The 15,408-nt window shown below is 64.7% G+C and carries 15 protein-coding genes; 8 read left to right on the top strand and 7 right to left on the bottom strand.

Annotated elements, in window-relative coordinates; translation table 11 throughout:
• Positions 1-58 precede the first annotated feature (58 nt).
• Complete coding sequence (locus ACQP2U_RS10515) at positions 59-1,618, top strand: AMP-binding protein (protein ID WP_433714499.1); 1,560 nt, start codon at positions 59-61, stop codon at positions 1,616-1,618.
• A gap of 155 nt (positions 1,619-1,773) precedes the next feature.
• Here ACQP2U_RS10515 and ACQP2U_RS10510 read toward each other — a convergent pair whose 3' ends face one another.
• Positions 1,774-1,971 carry a hypothetical protein gene (locus tag ACQP2U_RS10510; protein ID WP_433714498.1) on the bottom strand — a complete coding sequence of 66 codons (198 nt, stop codon included), beginning with the start codon at positions 1,969-1,971 and terminating at the stop codon, positions 1,774-1,776.
• A 283-nt stretch (positions 1,972-2,254) separates the two neighbouring features.
• Here ACQP2U_RS10510 and ACQP2U_RS10505 point away from each other — a divergent pair, with 283 nt between their 5' ends.
• Positions 2,255-2,404, top strand: a complete 150-nt coding sequence (locus ACQP2U_RS10505) for a hypothetical protein (protein ID WP_433714497.1) — start codon at positions 2,255-2,257, stop codon at positions 2,402-2,404.
• A 48-nt stretch (positions 2,405-2,452) separates the two neighbouring features.
• Here ACQP2U_RS10505 and ACQP2U_RS10500 read toward each other — a convergent pair whose 3' ends face one another.
• Positions 2,453-3,802, bottom strand: a complete 1,350-nt coding sequence (locus ACQP2U_RS10500; RefSeq protein WP_433714496.1) for a serine hydrolase domain-containing protein — start codon at positions 3,800-3,802, stop codon at positions 2,453-2,455.
• Positions 3,803-4,212: 410 nt separating this feature from the next.
• Between ACQP2U_RS10500 and ACQP2U_RS10495 the strand changes: the two genes are divergently transcribed.
• Both ACQP2U_RS10495 and rnc read left to right on the top strand, forming a co-directional pair.
• Entirely contained in the window at positions 4,213-5,115 is a 903-nt protein-coding gene (locus tag ACQP2U_RS10495; protein ID WP_433714495.1) for a hypothetical protein, read from the top strand.
• A 221-nt stretch (positions 5,116-5,336) separates the two neighbouring features.
• Positions 5,337-6,011, top strand: coding sequence for a ribonuclease III (gene rnc, locus ACQP2U_RS10490; RefSeq protein ID WP_433714494.1), 675 nt, complete (start codon positions 5,337-5,339; stop codon positions 6,009-6,011).
• A gap of 481 nt (positions 6,012-6,492) precedes the next feature.
• Here rnc and ACQP2U_RS10485 read toward each other — a convergent pair whose 3' ends face one another.
• Positions 6,493-6,705, bottom strand: a complete 213-nt coding sequence (locus ACQP2U_RS10485; protein ID WP_433714493.1) for a hypothetical protein — start codon at positions 6,703-6,705, stop codon at positions 6,493-6,495.
• A 251-nt stretch (positions 6,706-6,956) separates the two neighbouring features.
• On the opposite strand from ACQP2U_RS10485, the gene ACQP2U_RS10480 reads away from it, so the two are divergent.
• Positions 6,957-7,178: a P22 phage major capsid protein family protein gene (locus ACQP2U_RS10480; protein ID WP_433716417.1), complete on the top strand. Its 222-nt coding sequence runs from the start codon at positions 6,957-6,959 to the stop codon at positions 7,176-7,178.
• On the opposite strand, the gene ACQP2U_RS10475 is transcribed toward ACQP2U_RS10480, so the two are convergent.
• The 4 genes from ACQP2U_RS10475 to ACQP2U_RS10460 all read right to left on the bottom strand — a co-directional run bounded on the left by ACQP2U_RS10475 (position 7,073) and on the right by ACQP2U_RS10460 (position 9,004).
• Positions 7,073-8,035, bottom strand: a complete 963-nt coding sequence (locus ACQP2U_RS10475) for a phage terminase large subunit (protein ID WP_433714492.1) — start codon at positions 8,033-8,035, stop codon at positions 7,073-7,075. The two genes, ACQP2U_RS10480 and ACQP2U_RS10475, sit on opposite strands and share 106 nt — an antisense overlap.
• Positions 8,032-8,382 (bottom strand): hypothetical protein, encoded by a 351-nt coding sequence (locus ACQP2U_RS10470; RefSeq protein ID WP_433714491.1) that lies wholly within the window; start codon positions 8,380-8,382, stop codon positions 8,032-8,034. Before ACQP2U_RS10470 ends, ACQP2U_RS10475 begins: the two co-directional genes overlap by 4 nt.
• 102 nt (positions 8,383-8,484) lie before the next feature.
• Positions 8,485-8,760 (bottom strand): helix-turn-helix domain-containing protein, encoded by a 276-nt coding sequence (locus ACQP2U_RS10465; protein WP_433714490.1) that lies wholly within the window; start codon positions 8,758-8,760, stop codon positions 8,485-8,487.
• Complete coding sequence (locus ACQP2U_RS10460) at positions 8,663-9,004, bottom strand: P27 family phage terminase small subunit (protein WP_433714489.1); 342 nt, start codon at positions 9,002-9,004, stop codon at positions 8,663-8,665. Before ACQP2U_RS10460 ends, ACQP2U_RS10465 begins: the two co-directional genes overlap by 98 nt.
• Positions 9,005-9,679: 675 nt before the next feature.
• Here ACQP2U_RS10460 and ACQP2U_RS10455 point away from each other — a divergent pair.
• The 3 genes from ACQP2U_RS10455 (at position 9,680) to ACQP2U_RS10445 (ending at position 15,381) form a co-directional block, all read left to right on the top strand.
• Entirely contained in the window at positions 9,680-11,746 is a 2,067-nt protein-coding gene (locus ACQP2U_RS10455; RefSeq protein WP_433714488.1) for a WD40 repeat domain-containing serine/threonine protein kinase, read from the top strand.
• Positions 11,747-12,490: 744 nt separating this feature from the next.
• Positions 12,491-13,030, top strand: coding sequence for a hypothetical protein (locus tag ACQP2U_RS10450; RefSeq protein WP_433714487.1), 540 nt, complete (start codon positions 12,491-12,493; stop codon positions 13,028-13,030).
• Between the two features lie 977 nt (positions 13,031-14,007).
• Positions 14,008-15,381, top strand: coding sequence for a DEAD/DEAH box helicase (locus ACQP2U_RS10445; RefSeq protein WP_433714486.1), 1,374 nt, complete (start codon positions 14,008-14,010; stop codon positions 15,379-15,381).
• The last annotated feature ends 27 nt before the right edge of the window (positions 15,382-15,408 follow it).

The following is a 15,408-nucleotide window of genomic DNA, read 5'->3' as shown; positions in this document are numbered from 1 at the left end:
CACGCACCAGCGAGCAGCGCAAACCGCTACCCCCGCCAGTAGTGGAACACTGCGTCTCATGGATGACGTCTCGCCCAACGACCCGACGAACCCCACCATCGCCTGCGGAACCCGGACGCGCAACCAGCACGACGCCCACAATCGAGCCGGCCGCCTCGCCGCCGCCCTGGCCGCCGACGGTATCAACCGCGGCGACCGCGTCGCGGTCATGCTGCGCAACGACATCGAGTTCCTGGAGATCTCGCTCGCCATCGCCGCATGCGGAGCAAATCCCGTCCCGATCAACACTCGATGGCAGGCACCAGAAGTCGCCCACGTCCTCACCGACAGCCGAGCGCGAGTCATCATCGCCCACACCGAATTCATCGACACGATCGAACGAGCCATCGCCCGATCCGGCGTCGACGCACACATCATCGAAGTCGCCATGCCGGTCGAACTCCTCGACGAAGCCAGGCTCGACCGCGCGCTCGCGCAGCCGACGCACCGCCACTGCACCCTCGAGGAGCGGATCGGGGATCACCTCGAACCCCTGGGCTACCTCGAGGGAGCCATCGCGGATTCGATGGGACTGATCTACACCTCGGGCACCACCGGCACACCCAAAGGCGTTCTCCGCGAACGCATGACACCGCATCAACTGCTATCCATCGCGGGCGGCACCGCCAACCGCATGGGACTCACACCCGGCGGGCAGATGCTCGTGGCCGGGCCCCTGTACCACACCAGCCCGAACGCGGTCGCGGTGCTCGCGCTGCGGATGGGCACCAACATCACGATCATGCCGCGTTGGGACGGCGAGCGATTCCTCCAACTCGTCGACGAACGCCGCATCACTCAGGCCAAAGTCGTCCCAACGATGCTCTCCAGGCTCCTGTCGCTTCCTCCCGAAATCCGTAGCCGCTATGACGTTTCCAGCCTCACCCATCTGATCCACTCCGCCGCGCCCTGCCCGCCGACGGTCAAACGCGCCGGGATCGAATGGTTCGGCGACGCCCTCATCGAGTTCTACGGCTGCACCGAAGCGGGCACCATCACCTGGATCACCGCTTCCGAATGGCTCGCACACCCCGGCAGTGTCGGCCGCGGCGCCGACGGCTCAGCCGCCGTGGTGGTCAATGACGACCGAACCCCCTGTCCCCCAGGAGAAATCGGGCAAGTATTCGTCCGAGGAGCCGACTACTGGCCGAGTTTCACCTACCTCAACCAGGACGCCGCACCCGGCGGTTCGGTCCCCGGATTCATCACCGTCGGCGACACCGGATACCTCGACCACGACGGCTACCTGTATCTCACCGGCCGCTCGAGCGAGATCATCATCTCCGGTGGCGTCAACATCTACCCCGCCGAAATCGAAGCGGCCATCGCCGCGGTCAACGGTGTCGAGGACGTCGCTGTCTTCGCCATCCCCCACCACGGAGATCTCGGCGAATCCGTTGCCGCCCAGATCGTCCCACGACCCGGCACCCAGCTCACCGAAGACCACATCCGGGCGAGCCTGGCAGGACAGATCGCCAACTACAAAATTCCGGCCGATATCCGCATCGTCGGCATGCTGCCGCGTGACGACTCGGGCAAGATCTACAAACGGCAACTGCAAGCCGAATACCCGAGATGACGAGCCGACGTAGGCGCTTCGAGCCGCCGAACATGATCCGCCGCCCGGACGAGCACAACAGCGGCCCAGCGGGACCGTACCGCGGCGAATTCATCGCCCCGACACCGAGCAGCTCGAACTCTATGCGACCGACCGGCTCCGGGACGACACCGCTCTCACACGTGGTCGACCAGGCCTTTGGCACCCTCGGACACGGCGCAGTGCGCGCAGCAGAAGAATCGGCCATCTGACTCCACGCCGTGGCCGATGATCTTGCAGTCGCAGTGCTCGCAGATAGGTGCCATGCGGTGGATCGCACATTCGAAGCAGTCGAAAACATGCCGCATTCCCTGAGCTTCGACGACGATCGGCATCGCGTAATCGTTACCGCAAACCTCGCATGCGCTCATAGACCGTAGGCTACTCCGCGAAACCGGCTATTTAGCTAATTTTGAGTTATCTGCACCACGTCGAATTGCGCTGCGGAGGTCATCGCCCCGCGTTCGGCACCGACGTCCGGGCCGTCGACGCCCAGCAGCAGCCACATTCGATACGACCCGGTTGACGAATTCGTCGTCGATCGGGGCCTCCGCATGGATGCGCTCAGTGGACACGTCGGCAAATGAAGTCGGGATAGGGTTCGGCGGAGGTTATGGGATGAGTTTCAGACTGGCGGCGTACGCCGTGTGCATCGAGAAAGGCCAGGTGCTGCTCGCCTGCCCGTGGTCGCCGCCGCCAGTGATCGTACGCTCAGAGCGCGCGAACGCGGTGAAGCCGGCCAAGACACCGTCGACCCGGATCTCGTAGCGACATGAGCGCTAACGCCGGATTTCCGAGCGTTCTTCAGCGCCCGATTCAGCGGATGCCGGGCGTGCGCGGATCCGGACCGAGGCAGACTTGGACGACGCAGCCCGGCGGGTTATCCGCTAATGGTGGTGCCAATGGGTAGTTCAGGCAGCTGAGGACATCGCAGCCCGGATATGCCGCGGGCCCGACACCGAAGACCGCGATCAGCAGATTCGTATCCACGTACTCGCCCGGATCCTCGCGTGGCGGCGGTTCGACATACGGACCGGGATCGGGCACCGGATGGTCGGGGAATGCCGCGAACAATCGGCGGAAGAATTCGTGCGGCAGCTCCGTGGTGTTCTGCAGGGCCTCCGCAATGCCCTGGTTGCTGACATTTCCGAACACTCCGGTCCACACCACCGTCAAATCCAGACTCGGCACGATGAAAACGTTCTGCATGCCGAGTCCGACCATGAAGTACATGTCGGCGGGCTGGAAGCCGGAGTTCTCGGAGCATCCGAGGCCGACCCAGAACAGGTAGCCGAAGCACTTGTTCGCGGGTGACGGCTGGCGTGCCATGCGCAGATAGGTCTCGGAGACGAGTTGCCGTGTGCCCCAGCGCCCATCGTTGCTCACCAGCAGGCCGAGCTTCGCGAAATCGTTCGGCGGGATCAGCAGATGGGCGTATCCGTAGGTGTGACCGGCGCGATCGCGCGCCCAATAATAATCACCGCGTTCGATACCGAGCGGATCGAAAAGCTCACGTTGCGCGAACTGCTGCAATGGCTCGCCCATCGCCAACTCGATGACATAGGCGAGCAGATCCACATCGCGTTCGCTGTAACTGAATGCCGCGCCCGGCGGATTCTCCAACGGCACTCCGAGCGCCTGCACGGCACCATTCGGATCGATCGGAATCACCCCGGTAATACCCTCGGAGAGTATAGCCACCGCCATGCCGGACGATTCGGTCAGCAGATTCTCCACGGTGATCGACCGGTGCTGCGCATCACCGAGGCCGGGCGGCAGATACCGATCGATCGGCGCTGCTATATCGAGTTTCCCCTGATCCCAGGCTATTCCGGCGAGCAACGACACAACGCTCTTCGTCGCACTCCAGATATTCCACGCGACATTTCCGGTCGCGTCGTTCGTCGGCCCCTCACCGATCAGGCAGTTGTGCCGGAACACCTGCACATTCAACCGATTACGCGCGCTCGCGAATGCCACGGCGTCCGCGAGCAGTCCCGAATCCAGTCCAACCTGTTCCGGGGCCGCCCGTTCCGGCTCGCGCCCGGACGACACCCCACACGACAGCTGCTCGGCTGGCGCGGCCTGCGCACCCCCGGCGACAACGCTCCCCGCGACCAGCGATACCACCGCAGTTCCGGCCAGGAATCTGTAGATGCGACCCATAGCGAAAGGCTATCGTGCCCAATCGGGCCAGAGCGGACAACAGGCTGAATATGGTTCAGCCGAATACAAGCCGGGCATCCCACTCGACGTCGAATATTCCAAGATTCTTCTTGCAGAACATCGGCGGCGTGTCCACTCTGCGAACCACGCCCTTCACCCGCAGGATCGCATAACACCGCAGCCATGACAGCCATCGGCACAACGGATTTGCGCAACAGGCGCGGGTCACGTTCGGATTCGTACTCGACGCTCTTATCCGAGTCACAGCCAGCGATCCCTTCTGTAGGGAGTACTGGGTGGGCAATCGGCTGGACCTCGGTGTGTCCGCGCCGATTCCAGAGTTCAGGCGCTCGGGCACGGCTTGGCTGGGAGACCTCGTCGCCTAGCAGGTAGGCATTTAAGATGCAGCGATGACTGATCGGGAGCCGAGCCAAGTCGACGCCCCTGGGGGCTCCCCGGCGGGACAACCGGACGACCTGCCTGTCACCTTCTCGTGGCCACGCGATGTCGCATACGTCAGTCCAGGCGCGAATATGGTGGTGCGGGCTGTCGGGTCGGACGTGGGGCATGCGCTGCTGATAGAAGTCGACTTCGGCGAGCTTCCCGACCTGCGAGAAGTATCAGAGACACAGAGGGTCGTGCGGGCGCTACTACTCGCTCTCGTCGACTATGAGCTATCGAAACTCCCTGAGCGACGGCCAGATCCGGACTCGGAGACCGTGGAAAAGCTGATGCAGATCATCAACGAGGCTGCCGAAGATCACACCGAAGTCGGCGACTTGGTCCGGGGAATCCTGAAAACTCAAGACGCCGATGTACTGGCCACGGTCGTCTCCGGACTCGCGGGGCGACTACCCGCGCGAATCGAAGCGTCGCTATCGATCTCCAGCAGTGTGACGGTCAACCCGTGGCAGGAGGTCGTTCAAGTTACCGTTCCTGCCGTCACAACGGGTGGATTGATGGCCGCTGCGGCACGCGCAGGGTGGGTTGCACTGCGCAACGTACCGACGATTCTCGATGTCATCGTGCGGGCAACCACAATCAAGGCGGAGCGAGCGGCCCGGATCGCAGCTTTGGAAGCGGAAGCGTCCATCCACCAGAACGAGGCGCTGCTGGAGATAATCCGAACCTCGACAGAGGCCGCAGCCGCTCGACGCTCGCTCGAGGCGATCTTGGACGTGTCACCCGATATCGCCAGAGGGATTCGCGTTCAGTCGATTACCGATGAAGAGGCGAACGAACGACGACATCGCCTGCTACGAGCTGTTAGACAAGACGCGGAGCCATCCGATAGTCCATCTCGAGCACCATGACTGCTGCCAGTATCGGCTGCTAGGGGCAGCGGCGAACGAGCCGTGCCATTGTTTGGTTCTGGCGCAAACAAGCGAGTGACTCGGTCGCCGTAGGCTGTGGCGTTGGGTCTCGGGATACCTTGGCCCATCATCGAACGTGACATGATCGCATAGGCACGCAGACCGGAGGGGGCGCGGTGCGACGAGGTGATCGGCCGGATGGTGTTGCCGCGGTGGCCCATATGACTGGGTTGGCGATGGATGCAGCTCTGGTGCTGCAAGCACTAACCCATCGTTCCTTCGCGTACGAGCACGCCGGGCAGGTCCGCAGTGAGCGTCTGGAGTTCCTCGGCAGTGCCGCCGTGTCGCTGGGAGTCTCCGATGTGCTGTATAGCAAAAGCGGTCACCTCCCCGAGGGGGAGCTGGAGAAGCTGCGTACGGCGGTGATCAACATGCATTCGGTCGCCGATGTCGCGCGCCGTTGCGTGCCTGGTGGCTTGGGGCGATACATACGGCTGGGTCGTGGTGAAGCCGCTACCGGCGGGCGGGACAAGGACAGCATTCTCGCCGGTGCGTTGAAGGCGATCGTCGGTGCCGTCTATCTGGAGCACGGCATGGATACCACATCGCGGTTGGTCGCACGATTATTCGAGCAGGCGATAGCAGCGGCGACACAGGACCCTGGCGGTGGTCCGGATTGGAAGACGAACCTGCAGGAGCTGACGTCAAGCCGGCAACTGGGCATGCCGCAGTACACGGTGCGGGATCGAGGGGCACAGCATGAGCGGCGGTTTACCGCCACGGTCTTGGTGGGCGGCGCAGTCGTCGGTGAAGGAGAGGGCGGTAGCAAGAAGCAGGCTCAGCAGTATGCCGCGCGACAGGCTTGTACCACGCTGGGCAGCGCGAATCCGGGCTAGCTGAACCGACGCCAGGATGCGATAATCGGCGTTGTCCTCGCCATCTGTCTCTTCTCTGTGGGGGTGGCCGCTACGCGGCCACTGTTGTAGAGCTCCGCGCAGCTGGCGTTGTTTCTTCGTATGCCAGGAGAACAACGCTGATGTCTGCGCCTATGGCTCTGTTGTCGATCACCTCGGTGGCCTTTGCCGTTTCTGTTGTCCTACGCGCGTCGACCGATGCATTCGCGATCCTTCTCGCGACGGTCGTCGCCTTGTTCACGCGTGAACTTCGCGCCCGCCGAGCAATATCCGTCTTGCGGCTGCTGCTCAACGCTCGCGCGACCCGGCGATCACGCATCCACCGTGCGCTGAGCACGGCTGAAGGTCCTTCGACGCCGCCGCGACCATGATTACGTCAGGGATGCCGAATCCCGCAGACGGCGGTCACAAACCGCCACTGCGTTGATCACGATGTATGCGCCAGAACACTTCATCGGTCTGGCTACAACGACCGAAATGACAACTGGTAGACAGCTGTATGTTTGCGGTCGCTGGGATCGGGCATGGAAGTGTCCTGGCCACCGGTGATCTCGCGAGCGGTGTCGATCAGAACACCATCGACGAGGGTGCATCCGGATTCGGTGATGCGTTGGCGACAGGCTTCTTTCATGCGTTCGGCCTGTTCGTCGGTGCTGGCGTAGTTATCGACGCGCACGATAGGTCGGTCGGTGACGCCGTCTTCGGCGCCAGGCGCGATGGCTCGGCAAGCCACTGCTGCTGCACGCCGACAAATCGAATTCCACTGTGGCGCTGCGGCAGGGCTCCATCGGGCAGCAGATCGTCGGCTTCGACGCCTTCTGGACCCAGAACGTCGGCCAGCCCGCACCCAACCCGGCACCGGGCGATCCGAGCACCGAGGTCGGTGTCGCTTTCCACTCGACTGCTTTCGCTTTCGCGTCCGCACCGATGGAGCTACCGCCCGGCGCCGACGTGTACACCGTCGAATACAAGGGGCTGTCGATGCGCGTGGCCATGGACTACGACATCCGGCACAAGACCACCGCGGTCTCCGTCGACACCCTCTACGGCGTCACATGCCTCGACCCTCCCGCGCTGTCCTGCTCAAGGGCCCCAACGCCGCCACCGCACCCGCCCCGAATCCGACTGTTCATTGTCGATGGCTCGTAGCGGTATTCGTCGACGGCGTAGAGAACACCGTCGACACCGAGGCCCAGCAGGACGGCGTGGGTGGGGTTGGTGGTGCCGTAGTCGATGCCGATCGCGATCAGCTCCCGCATCAACGGCAGCGCCGCCCAGTCGATGACGTGCTGGTCAGTCCAAGAGTCGAACACACTGCCGTCCGCGGCAACCCAATGCCCGAGAATGAAGCGGCGGTACCACAACCCGCTGTACTCCCGTTTGTACTGAAGCTTGCGCTTGTCCGACAGTGCGGGGTTGTCATCGAGCTCGAAATGCCATGTCCGCCAATCCGGCAACAACTCCTCGCTGTCTGCGTCGAGCTTTCCGATGCGATCAAGGAACTCCCGTTTCAACCAGTGCACGGGGTTGTCGGGGTTCGTGCTGCCGAACAGGCGAGCATCGTCGAGGCTCATGCGACCGAGTAGCTGACGGAAGAAGTCCGGGCGGATGACGGTGATCTCATCGACGTAGGCACCGGCCACCGTCAGCCCGCGCAACGACATTTCGGCCTTGGCGTCACTGGCGCCGAGCATGTAGACGCGGCGGCCGAGGACGGTCGCCGTCGGTGCGCCGAGGGTGTAGGACACCCGCCCAGCGAGATGCCCGAACAGGGCGGGGTCACGCATGGGTTCGATGACATTACGGGCCAGCGATTCCCGCGTACGCCCAACCATCACGAACCGGCCGCCACTGGGCGGGTTCGACAGGAAGATCAGCCAGCACAGAATCGAAGCGATCGTCTTCCCGCTCCGGATCGCGCTCTCCCAAGTGTTGCAGCGGGCACTGGCCGCCACGATCGACACTGCCTGTTTGCGGGAGATCGGCAGTTCATCGAGCACACTCACCGCGACGGCCCCAATTCGTCCTCGTCACCCGGAGCGCAGACCAGGCCGTCCGCAGCTGGGTTGTCGCTGACCGTGGTGGCGGCCTGGTCGGCCTCCACAGCGGCCTTGAGTTTGCCGAACAGATCCGAAAGCATCGAGCGGTCACCCGCGCCGGTGTCGTTGCTCTGGCTGATCAACAGCTCCGAGAGGCTGCGCAGAGCCAACGACAGCGCGGTGTAGCCATCGCGGACATCCCGCAGCGGCGGCAGCGGCAGCGTCACCGGGATCAGGGAGTCGACGCCCCGCTCGTAGGTGGTGACCGGACTCCACAATCGTTCATGCAGCGCGGGGATGTGTTCTTCGATCATTTCCGCTAGATCCAGGCGGCGGCGCTCGAGCTGCTCGAGGCGCGCGGCGGTCGCCTCGGCGGTCTGGGATTCATCGAACCACAGCTCGAGCTTGCGGGCCCACTAGGTGATGGCGCTGCGTGTGACGCCGAGGATATCGGCGATTTCGTTGCGGCCCTTGCCTTGTGCGTGCAGCTCGACAATGCGCTGCCGGTCAGCGTCTGTGATCTTGCCCGGCCGCGCACCCCCGCCTCGAGTGGCGGTGCGCCGGCGGGACGGGTCGGACTTTTCGGCCGAGCCATCAGACGCGGAACCGGGCCGCCCACGCGGCGACCGTGCGGTCGGCTCGGTCGCGTACCGCGCTGATCGGGTTGGGCACCGGAGCACCGGAGGCGGCATCGATCACCAGCAGGCCGGTGGAAGCGAGGATGGCGGTGGCTTCCTGGAACTCGGCCAATGCTTCGACGTAGCAGGCGAATTCGCCCAGGTTCGCGGGATTCAGTTCGGTGTGAGGAGCTAGCTGCTCCCACATCCGGCGGGCTTCCTCGGTCAGCCACTCCGGAGGGCCGGCCTTCCACGCCGACACCGACACTGGCTGCGTCGGACGGCGCAGCGGAATCACCGGGAAATCGGGTGCGGTCATTGCGGTCGCCTCCTCCGAGAGATGAGTCACCGTGTGGCCCCACCAATCAAGATGAGGCCACCGGCAATGGGTTACGAACCGGACGTGGAGGCCGCGCCACGCGATCCGGCGATCCGGCTGCGGGCACGCTGTCCGGCTGCGCGGATCACGGTGCCCAGGCGGCGGCCTGCTGCTGCGAAGCGATTCATCTCCTACCTCCTTCCCTGTGAATCGGTTGCTGCATGCGAGGGCAGCTGGTCGGAAGACGAGGCGGTAGTCGCTCCCGGCGGTCCGGCTGATGGGTGGTCGGCCGCCGAGCGCGACGTGCAGTCTGTCGTGGTTGTAGTAGTTCACGATGGGGTGATGTGAGTTCTCAGCGAATTTCACCCCGTCACGCTGGATTTCACCGTTGATTTCACGGGAACGATCCAGATTGCACCTCCTCCGGTCGACTGATGAGACCAGACCTGCGATGCGTCGAGCCCGGGGCGAGTGACGCTGTATGGCGCTGGAAGAACCCGGCTGCGGTGACAACCCCGCTCGCGCCCCGCCGAGGGTTCCGCTCCCCGGTGTCGATTACCGTTTCTGCTGCTCATCGCGGCCGTTTCGGTACGCATGGGCGGCGAGTGTGCGTTAGATTCCATTCGGCCGCAGAACGTTTCGGCCAGCGGTGGATCGAGAGGAGCGGGGAGTCAGGTGGTTCTGGCCGCAGGGGATGTCTTCGCCGGATTCGTGATTGAACAAGTCCTCGGCGCTGGTGGGATGGGTGTGGTGTACGCCGCGCGGCACCCACGCATGGATCGCCTGGTCGCGTTGAAGGTACTCAACGACGCCCTCGCCGCCGACCCGCGCGCCCGGGCCGCGTTCGACCGCGAAGCCGCCCTGGCCGCACGCCTGGATCATCCGAACATCGTCACCGTTCACGACCGCAGCGCACCCGGTGATCCGGTGTTGTGGCTGGCCATGCGCCACATCCGAGGTGGAGACGCGGGCATGCTGCTCACCGGGGCCTCCGGTGGGCTGGCGCCGGAATTGGTGGTGGAGTTGATCGCCGATGCCGCGGCCGCCCTGGATTACGCGCACATCCAGGGTGTGCTGCACCGGGATGTGAAACCGGCGAACCTGTTGATCGAGGCCGATTTCCGGCATGGGCAGCGTGCCCTGCTCACTGATTTCGGGATCGCGCGGAGCTTGGACAGCACCGTCACCCTCTCCTCGATCGCGGCCAGCTTCGCCTACGCCGCCCCCGAACGCTTCACCCGCGCGGCCGCCGATCACCGCGCCGACATCTATTCCCTCGGCTGCACCCTGTATCACCTGCTCACCGGCCAGCCGCCGTTTCCCCGCGACGACCAGGCCGCCGTCATCGGCGCCCACCTCAGCGAACCTCCACCAGCGCCCACCCGGATACGACCCGATCTACCCGTGGGACTCGACACCGTGATCGCGGCCGCCCTAGCCAAGAACCCCGAGAACCGCTACCGGACCTGCACCGCCCTGGCCCAGGCCAGCCGACACGCTCTCACCCCGACCACGGCCCGAACCATCCACGGGACGACACCTCTCGCACCGACACCCGAACCACCACAGTCCACTGCCTCCTTCCACGAACGGCGGCTCGCGGAGACCGTGGTCAAAGCTCCGCCGCCGCCCGAGCCACCGCAGTCCGCTGCCTCCTCCCTCGAACGGCGGCTCGCGGAGACCGTGGTCAAAGCTCCGCCGCCGCCGGCAGCCTCGCCTGACCGCCGGATCGGTCGGCGCCAGCTATTGATCGGTACAGTGATCGCCGTTCCGGTCACCGCCGCCGCAGCGGGGATCATCATCCGTCGCTCCTCGAGCGACGAGTACCCCACCGTTCTCACCGTTCTCACCGTTCTCACCGGCCACACCGGCCCGGTGTTATCGGTGGCGTTCAGCCCCGACGGCACTCTGCTGGCCACCGGCAGCTGGGACACGACGGTACGGATTTGGGATACCCGTACGCATCAACCGGTCGAGCAGCCCCTCACCGACCACGACGACCAGGTGTATTCGGTGGCGTTCAGCCCCGACGGCACTCTGCTGGCCACCGGCAGCTGGGACACGACGGTACGGATTTGGGATACCCGCACGCACCAACCGGTCGGCCAGCCTCTTACCGGCCACACGGGCCGGGTGAATTCGGTGGCGTTCAGCCCCGACGGCGCCCTGCTCGCCACCGGCAGCTGGGACACGACGGCGCGGATATGGGATACCCACACGCACCAACCCGTTGGGCAGCCCCTCACCGGCCACACCGACCCAGTGTCATCGGTGGCATTCAGCTCCGACGGCACTCTGCTGGCCACCGGCAGCTGGGACACGACGGCGCGGATATGGGATACCCGCACGCACCAACCCGTTGGGCAGCCCCTCACCGGCCACACCGACCGGGTGAATTCGGTGGCGTTCAGCCCTGACGGCACCCTGCTCGCCACCGCGAGTGACGACAAGGCGGTACGGGTGTGGGATACCCGCACACATCAACCGGTCGGCCAGCCCCTCACCGGCCACACCCACTGGGTGTATTCGGTGGCATTCAGTTCCGACGGCGCTCTGCTGGCCACCGGCAGTCGGGACACGACGGTGCGGGTGTGGAATACCCGCACACATCAACCGGTCGGGCAGCTTCTCACCGGCCACACCGACCCGGTGAACTCGGTGGCGTTCAGCCCCGACGGCACCCTGCTCGCCACCGGCAGTCAGGACAAGACGGCGCGGTTGTGGAAGGTGACCAAGCCGTAGTAGATCCACCTACCCGGCCGTCGGCTCTCCAGTGATCAACAGCGCACCGATGGCCCGCCGACGTCGACAGTTGGTCAGTTCTCCAGGATTGTGTGACCCCGTCATAGCTTCAACATAGACAGGTCAAACGCATGGGCCGCCGCAATGGCGATTGCGGACGAGGCCGGGACAAGGTTCGGCGGAGGTTATGGGATGAGTTTCAGATTGGCGGCGTACGCCGTGTGCATCGAGGAAGGCCGGGTGCTGCTCGCCTGCCACGACTTTCAGCCTGGCGCATGGAACCAGCGCAAGTCGTGAGGCTCACTAGGGTGACCTCGTCACCCCGGTCTCAGGATTCCTCGTACTCATATTTTCTTGATCCGAAGCCAGATCGGGGCACTATCCCCCTCCGCGAGGCGAAACCGCCTACGCCCCAAGTCTACTGGAACAGCACAACCGCGATGCAGCGAGTGGATCCGCATATGGTCGGCCTCTTGAATCGGAAGGTGACCGAAACTGCCCGCCTAGCTGTAGTCGTAGTTCAAGGTCCGAGGATTGCCCGGATCTGGTCGGCCGCGCGGCGTGCGATCAGCTCGTACAGCGTCGCGATCGGTTCATCCGCACCCGCGAACCAACTCGCGCCGACGGTGAACGGGGTCCCGGGTGAGGGCTGCGGCGACGGGACCCAGATCGCAGGTATCGTTCTCGCGCTTGCGAGATCAGCGGCCTGTCTCGACGACGCCGCGGCTGGCAGACTCTTCGGTCATGGCGAATAGCGGATTGTGGGTCGGCGTCCTCACCGCGCTGACCGCACTCGGAGCCAGCTACCTCACCTCGCGGGCGACCTTTCGCGCAGCGCTGGCGCAATCGCGAACGACCACACGGGCAGAGGCCCTTCGTGAGCAACATGAGCGGCGCCGATCGTCCTATCGGGAGATGATGAACTGCGTGCACGCATTCAACGAGGTCACATGGCAGATCGTTGACGTCGATGCGACGCACGACCGTGAGAGTAAGGACCGGCTCCTATCGCAGATGTACGAGCGCATCGGCCCAGCGATTGGGGACATGAACAAGGCGATGCACGAGGTCCGGCTCGACGGTCCTGCCGAGGTCTCCGCTGCGGCGGATCATGCACGGGATATGGCACGGCACGTGCAATCGCTGCTCGAGGCGCTCATCGGTGACGACAGTCCCGAGGGGCGGGATGCGTACGACGCTGCCTACCGGGATTTCCGGGAGGCCTACGTCACGTTCATCGGTCTGGCGCGAGGAGCGCTGGAGGTTAAGGACGAGGACAGCTAGCCGATAGTTCTTTGCCTCAGGCGCGATCAGATACGCGCAAGCCGAGCGCCCCTTCGTCCGCCGCCAGTACTCTCGGGGCTGAATCATACGTGCTCCGCGGCATTGTCGCCTGGCACCGACAGACGGCACCGACATTTCGGGTAGATGTGTGGCGGACGTCAGGATGCAGTCTGGTCGCCGGATCGTTCCGCACGTTTGCCGCTGGCGCGCATCCGGCACGCACGGTGGAGCAGTAGCGCCCGGGTCGCCCGGTCGAGGTTCGGGTGAGGATATTCATGGATTTCGTTGCCGCACAAAGCATTTCGTAACACTCGCCCCCGGTCGGGCTGTCGACGTTACGAAACGCCGGCAGCGACAATATGTTCGCGTCAAGAGCGTAGAGGCGGTCGGACGCGATCTGGCTCGAGGTACCGCACCGACTCGCGACCGTCGTCTCCTTGCCTTCGAGCCTGATCCCAGAACCATGCAGTACTAAGAGGGCGTCCCATATGGACGGAAATGGCTACACCGCATCCTCGTCGGACGGCCAAGTACCAGAAGTCCAGGAACCATCCCACAACGGGTCTCGCTTTCGGTCTACCAAACTGAGCAATGTCGCACTGGTAACCGGGATAGCGCGGGGGCCAGTTGCAGATCATGCGCCGAAGTCTGACCTCGGACTCTGTTCCCTTACCGCCGGCCAATACGGTTCCGGCCTAGAAACACGAGCCTGGCGGCCCATCCCTGGCCAGAGGCGAGAAACCTCACCCGATGAGCACGAACCGCCCATCACAGGCTATTGTTGATCACGTGCGTGACATGTCACGCCAAGCGTCGTAGATCGCATTCGCTTCGCAACCAGCGCTTGCCGCATCCGCTCTTCTTACGGCGATCGATTTTGCCCACTGGCAATCTCGCCATTCGTGCCCCGGCGCGGACCCGGAAGGTCCACAGACGGCTCGGGCACCACCTGATGCCCGAAAGGCACCGCAACACCTATGAGTTCTGCTGACATTTCTTTTGCCGCGCTCGGCGTGAGCGCACCGCTGGTGAAGGCGTTGACTCGCGCCGGGATCACCGAACCTTTTCCGATCCAGACCGACACCCTGCCCGATTCGCTAGCCGGACGCGACGTGCTGGGCCGTGGCCGGACCGGCAGCGGCAAGACGCTCGCCTTCGCCATCCCGATGGTCAACCGTCTCGGCGGCGGTCTCGCCGGTAGGCGCGCACCGAGCCGCCCGACCGGCCTGGTGCTGGCGCCGACTCGGGAATTGGCCAGCCAGATTACGGCCGCGCTGGAACCCCTCGCCGCGGCCTATCGCATGACCGTCACCACGATTTTCGGTGGGGTCCCGCAGAACCGGCAGGTCCGGGCGCTGCGCGCCGGTGTCGATATTGTCGTCGCCTGCCCCGGCCGGCTCGAGGATCTGATGAACCAACGTCTGATCTCCCTGGATGCCGTCGAGGTCACCGTGATCGACGAGGCCGACCACATGGCCGACCTCGGGTTCCTGCCAGGCGTGACCCGCATTCTCGCGGCCACCCCGAATGACGGTCAGCGCCTGCTGTTCTCAGCCACCCTGGATAACGGCGTCAACAAGCTGGTCAGCCGCTTCCTGCCGGATGCCAAGCTGCATTCCGTCGATGAGGCGAACTCCCCGGTCGCCGCAATGACCCATCACGTTTTCGAAACCGCGAGCGTCGAAGCCAAGCGCGAGGTCGTACACCGGCTCGCCTCCGGCTCGGGTCGGCGAATCCTGTTCATGCGCACCAAACATCAGGCTCGCAAACTGGCCAAGCAGCTGACCCTCGCCGGAATTCCGGCCGTCGATCTGCACGGCAACCTCTCGCAGGGCGCCCGCGACCGCAACCTCGCGGTCTTCGCCGCCGGTGATGCCCTGGTGCTGGTGGCGACCGATGTGGCCGCGCGCGGCGTGCACGTCGACGGTGTCGAGCTGGTCGTGCACGTTGATCCGCCCGCCGAACACAAGGCGTACCTGCACCGTTCGGGCCGTACCGCGCGGGCTGGCAACTCCGGTGAAGTGATCACCCTGGTGCTGCCCGGCGAACGACGCGACCTGGCCGACCTCATGCGCAAGGCCAAGATCACTGTGACTCCGCAACGGGTCACCGCCGATTCGCCCGTGGTGGCCGAGCTCGTCGGCACGATTGCCCCATTCGTCGCGCCCTCCTACAGCGAGCGGGCGGCACGTGAAGACGACCGCCGCAGCAGCAGCGGACCGTACCGTAGCAGTGGCGGAGCGCGCAGGGGCAGCGGCGGACCGCGCCAAGGCAGCGGTCGTCGCAACGCGGCGCATGGTCAGTCGCGCGCCAAGCCGCGCGCTCACTCCGCGCGCGGAACGGCCGCATAAGGCCCGTTTTCGGTCGCTCCCCCAGAC

Origin of the sequence: Nocardia sp. CA-084685, from assembly GCF_050955785.1 — a bacterium.
Taxonomy (GTDB): Bacteria; Actinomycetota; Actinomycetes; order Mycobacteriales; family Mycobacteriaceae; genus Nocardia.
This window is presented reverse-complemented; position numbering and strand designations above follow the sequence as displayed.

Coding starts and splice junctions, on each gene's coding strand:
- ACQP2U_RS10515 (WP_433714499.1), top strand. CDS start 59: ATGGATGACGTCTCGCCCAACGACCCGACGAACCCCACCATCGCCTGC.
- ACQP2U_RS10510 (WP_433714498.1), bottom strand. CDS start 1,971: ATGCCGATCGTCGTCGAAGCTCAGGGAATGCGGCATGTTTTCGACTGC.
- ACQP2U_RS10505 (WP_433714497.1), top strand. CDS start 2,255: ATGAGTTTCAGACTGGCGGCGTACGCCGTGTGCATCGAGAAAGGCCAG.
- ACQP2U_RS10500 (WP_433714496.1), bottom strand. CDS start 3,802: ATGGGTCGCATCTACAGATTCCTGGCCGGAACTGCGGTGGTATCGCTG.
- ACQP2U_RS10495 (WP_433714495.1), top strand. CDS start 4,213: ATGACTGATCGGGAGCCGAGCCAAGTCGACGCCCCTGGGGGCTCCCCG.
- rnc (WP_433714494.1), top strand. CDS start 5,337: ATGACTGGGTTGGCGATGGATGCAGCTCTGGTGCTGCAAGCACTAACC.
- ACQP2U_RS10480 (WP_433716417.1), top strand. CDS start 6,957: ATGGAGCTACCGCCCGGCGCCGACGTGTACACCGTCGAATACAAGGGG.
- ACQP2U_RS10470 (WP_433714491.1), bottom strand. CDS start 8,382: ATGATCGAAGAACACATCCCCGCGCTGCATGAACGATTGTGGAGTCCG.
- ACQP2U_RS10465 (WP_433714490.1), bottom strand. CDS start 8,760: ATGCCGCCTCCGGTGCTCCGGTGCCCAACCCGATCAGCGCGGTACGCG.
- ACQP2U_RS10460 (WP_433714489.1), bottom strand. CDS start 9,004: ATGACCGCACCCGATTTCCCGGTGATTCCGCTGCGCCGTCCGACGCAG.
- ACQP2U_RS10450 (WP_433714487.1), top strand. CDS start 12,491: ATGGCGAATAGCGGATTGTGGGTCGGCGTCCTCACCGCGCTGACCGCA.
- ACQP2U_RS10445 (WP_433714486.1), top strand. CDS start 14,008: ATGAGTTCTGCTGACATTTCTTTTGCCGCGCTCGGCGTGAGCGCACCG.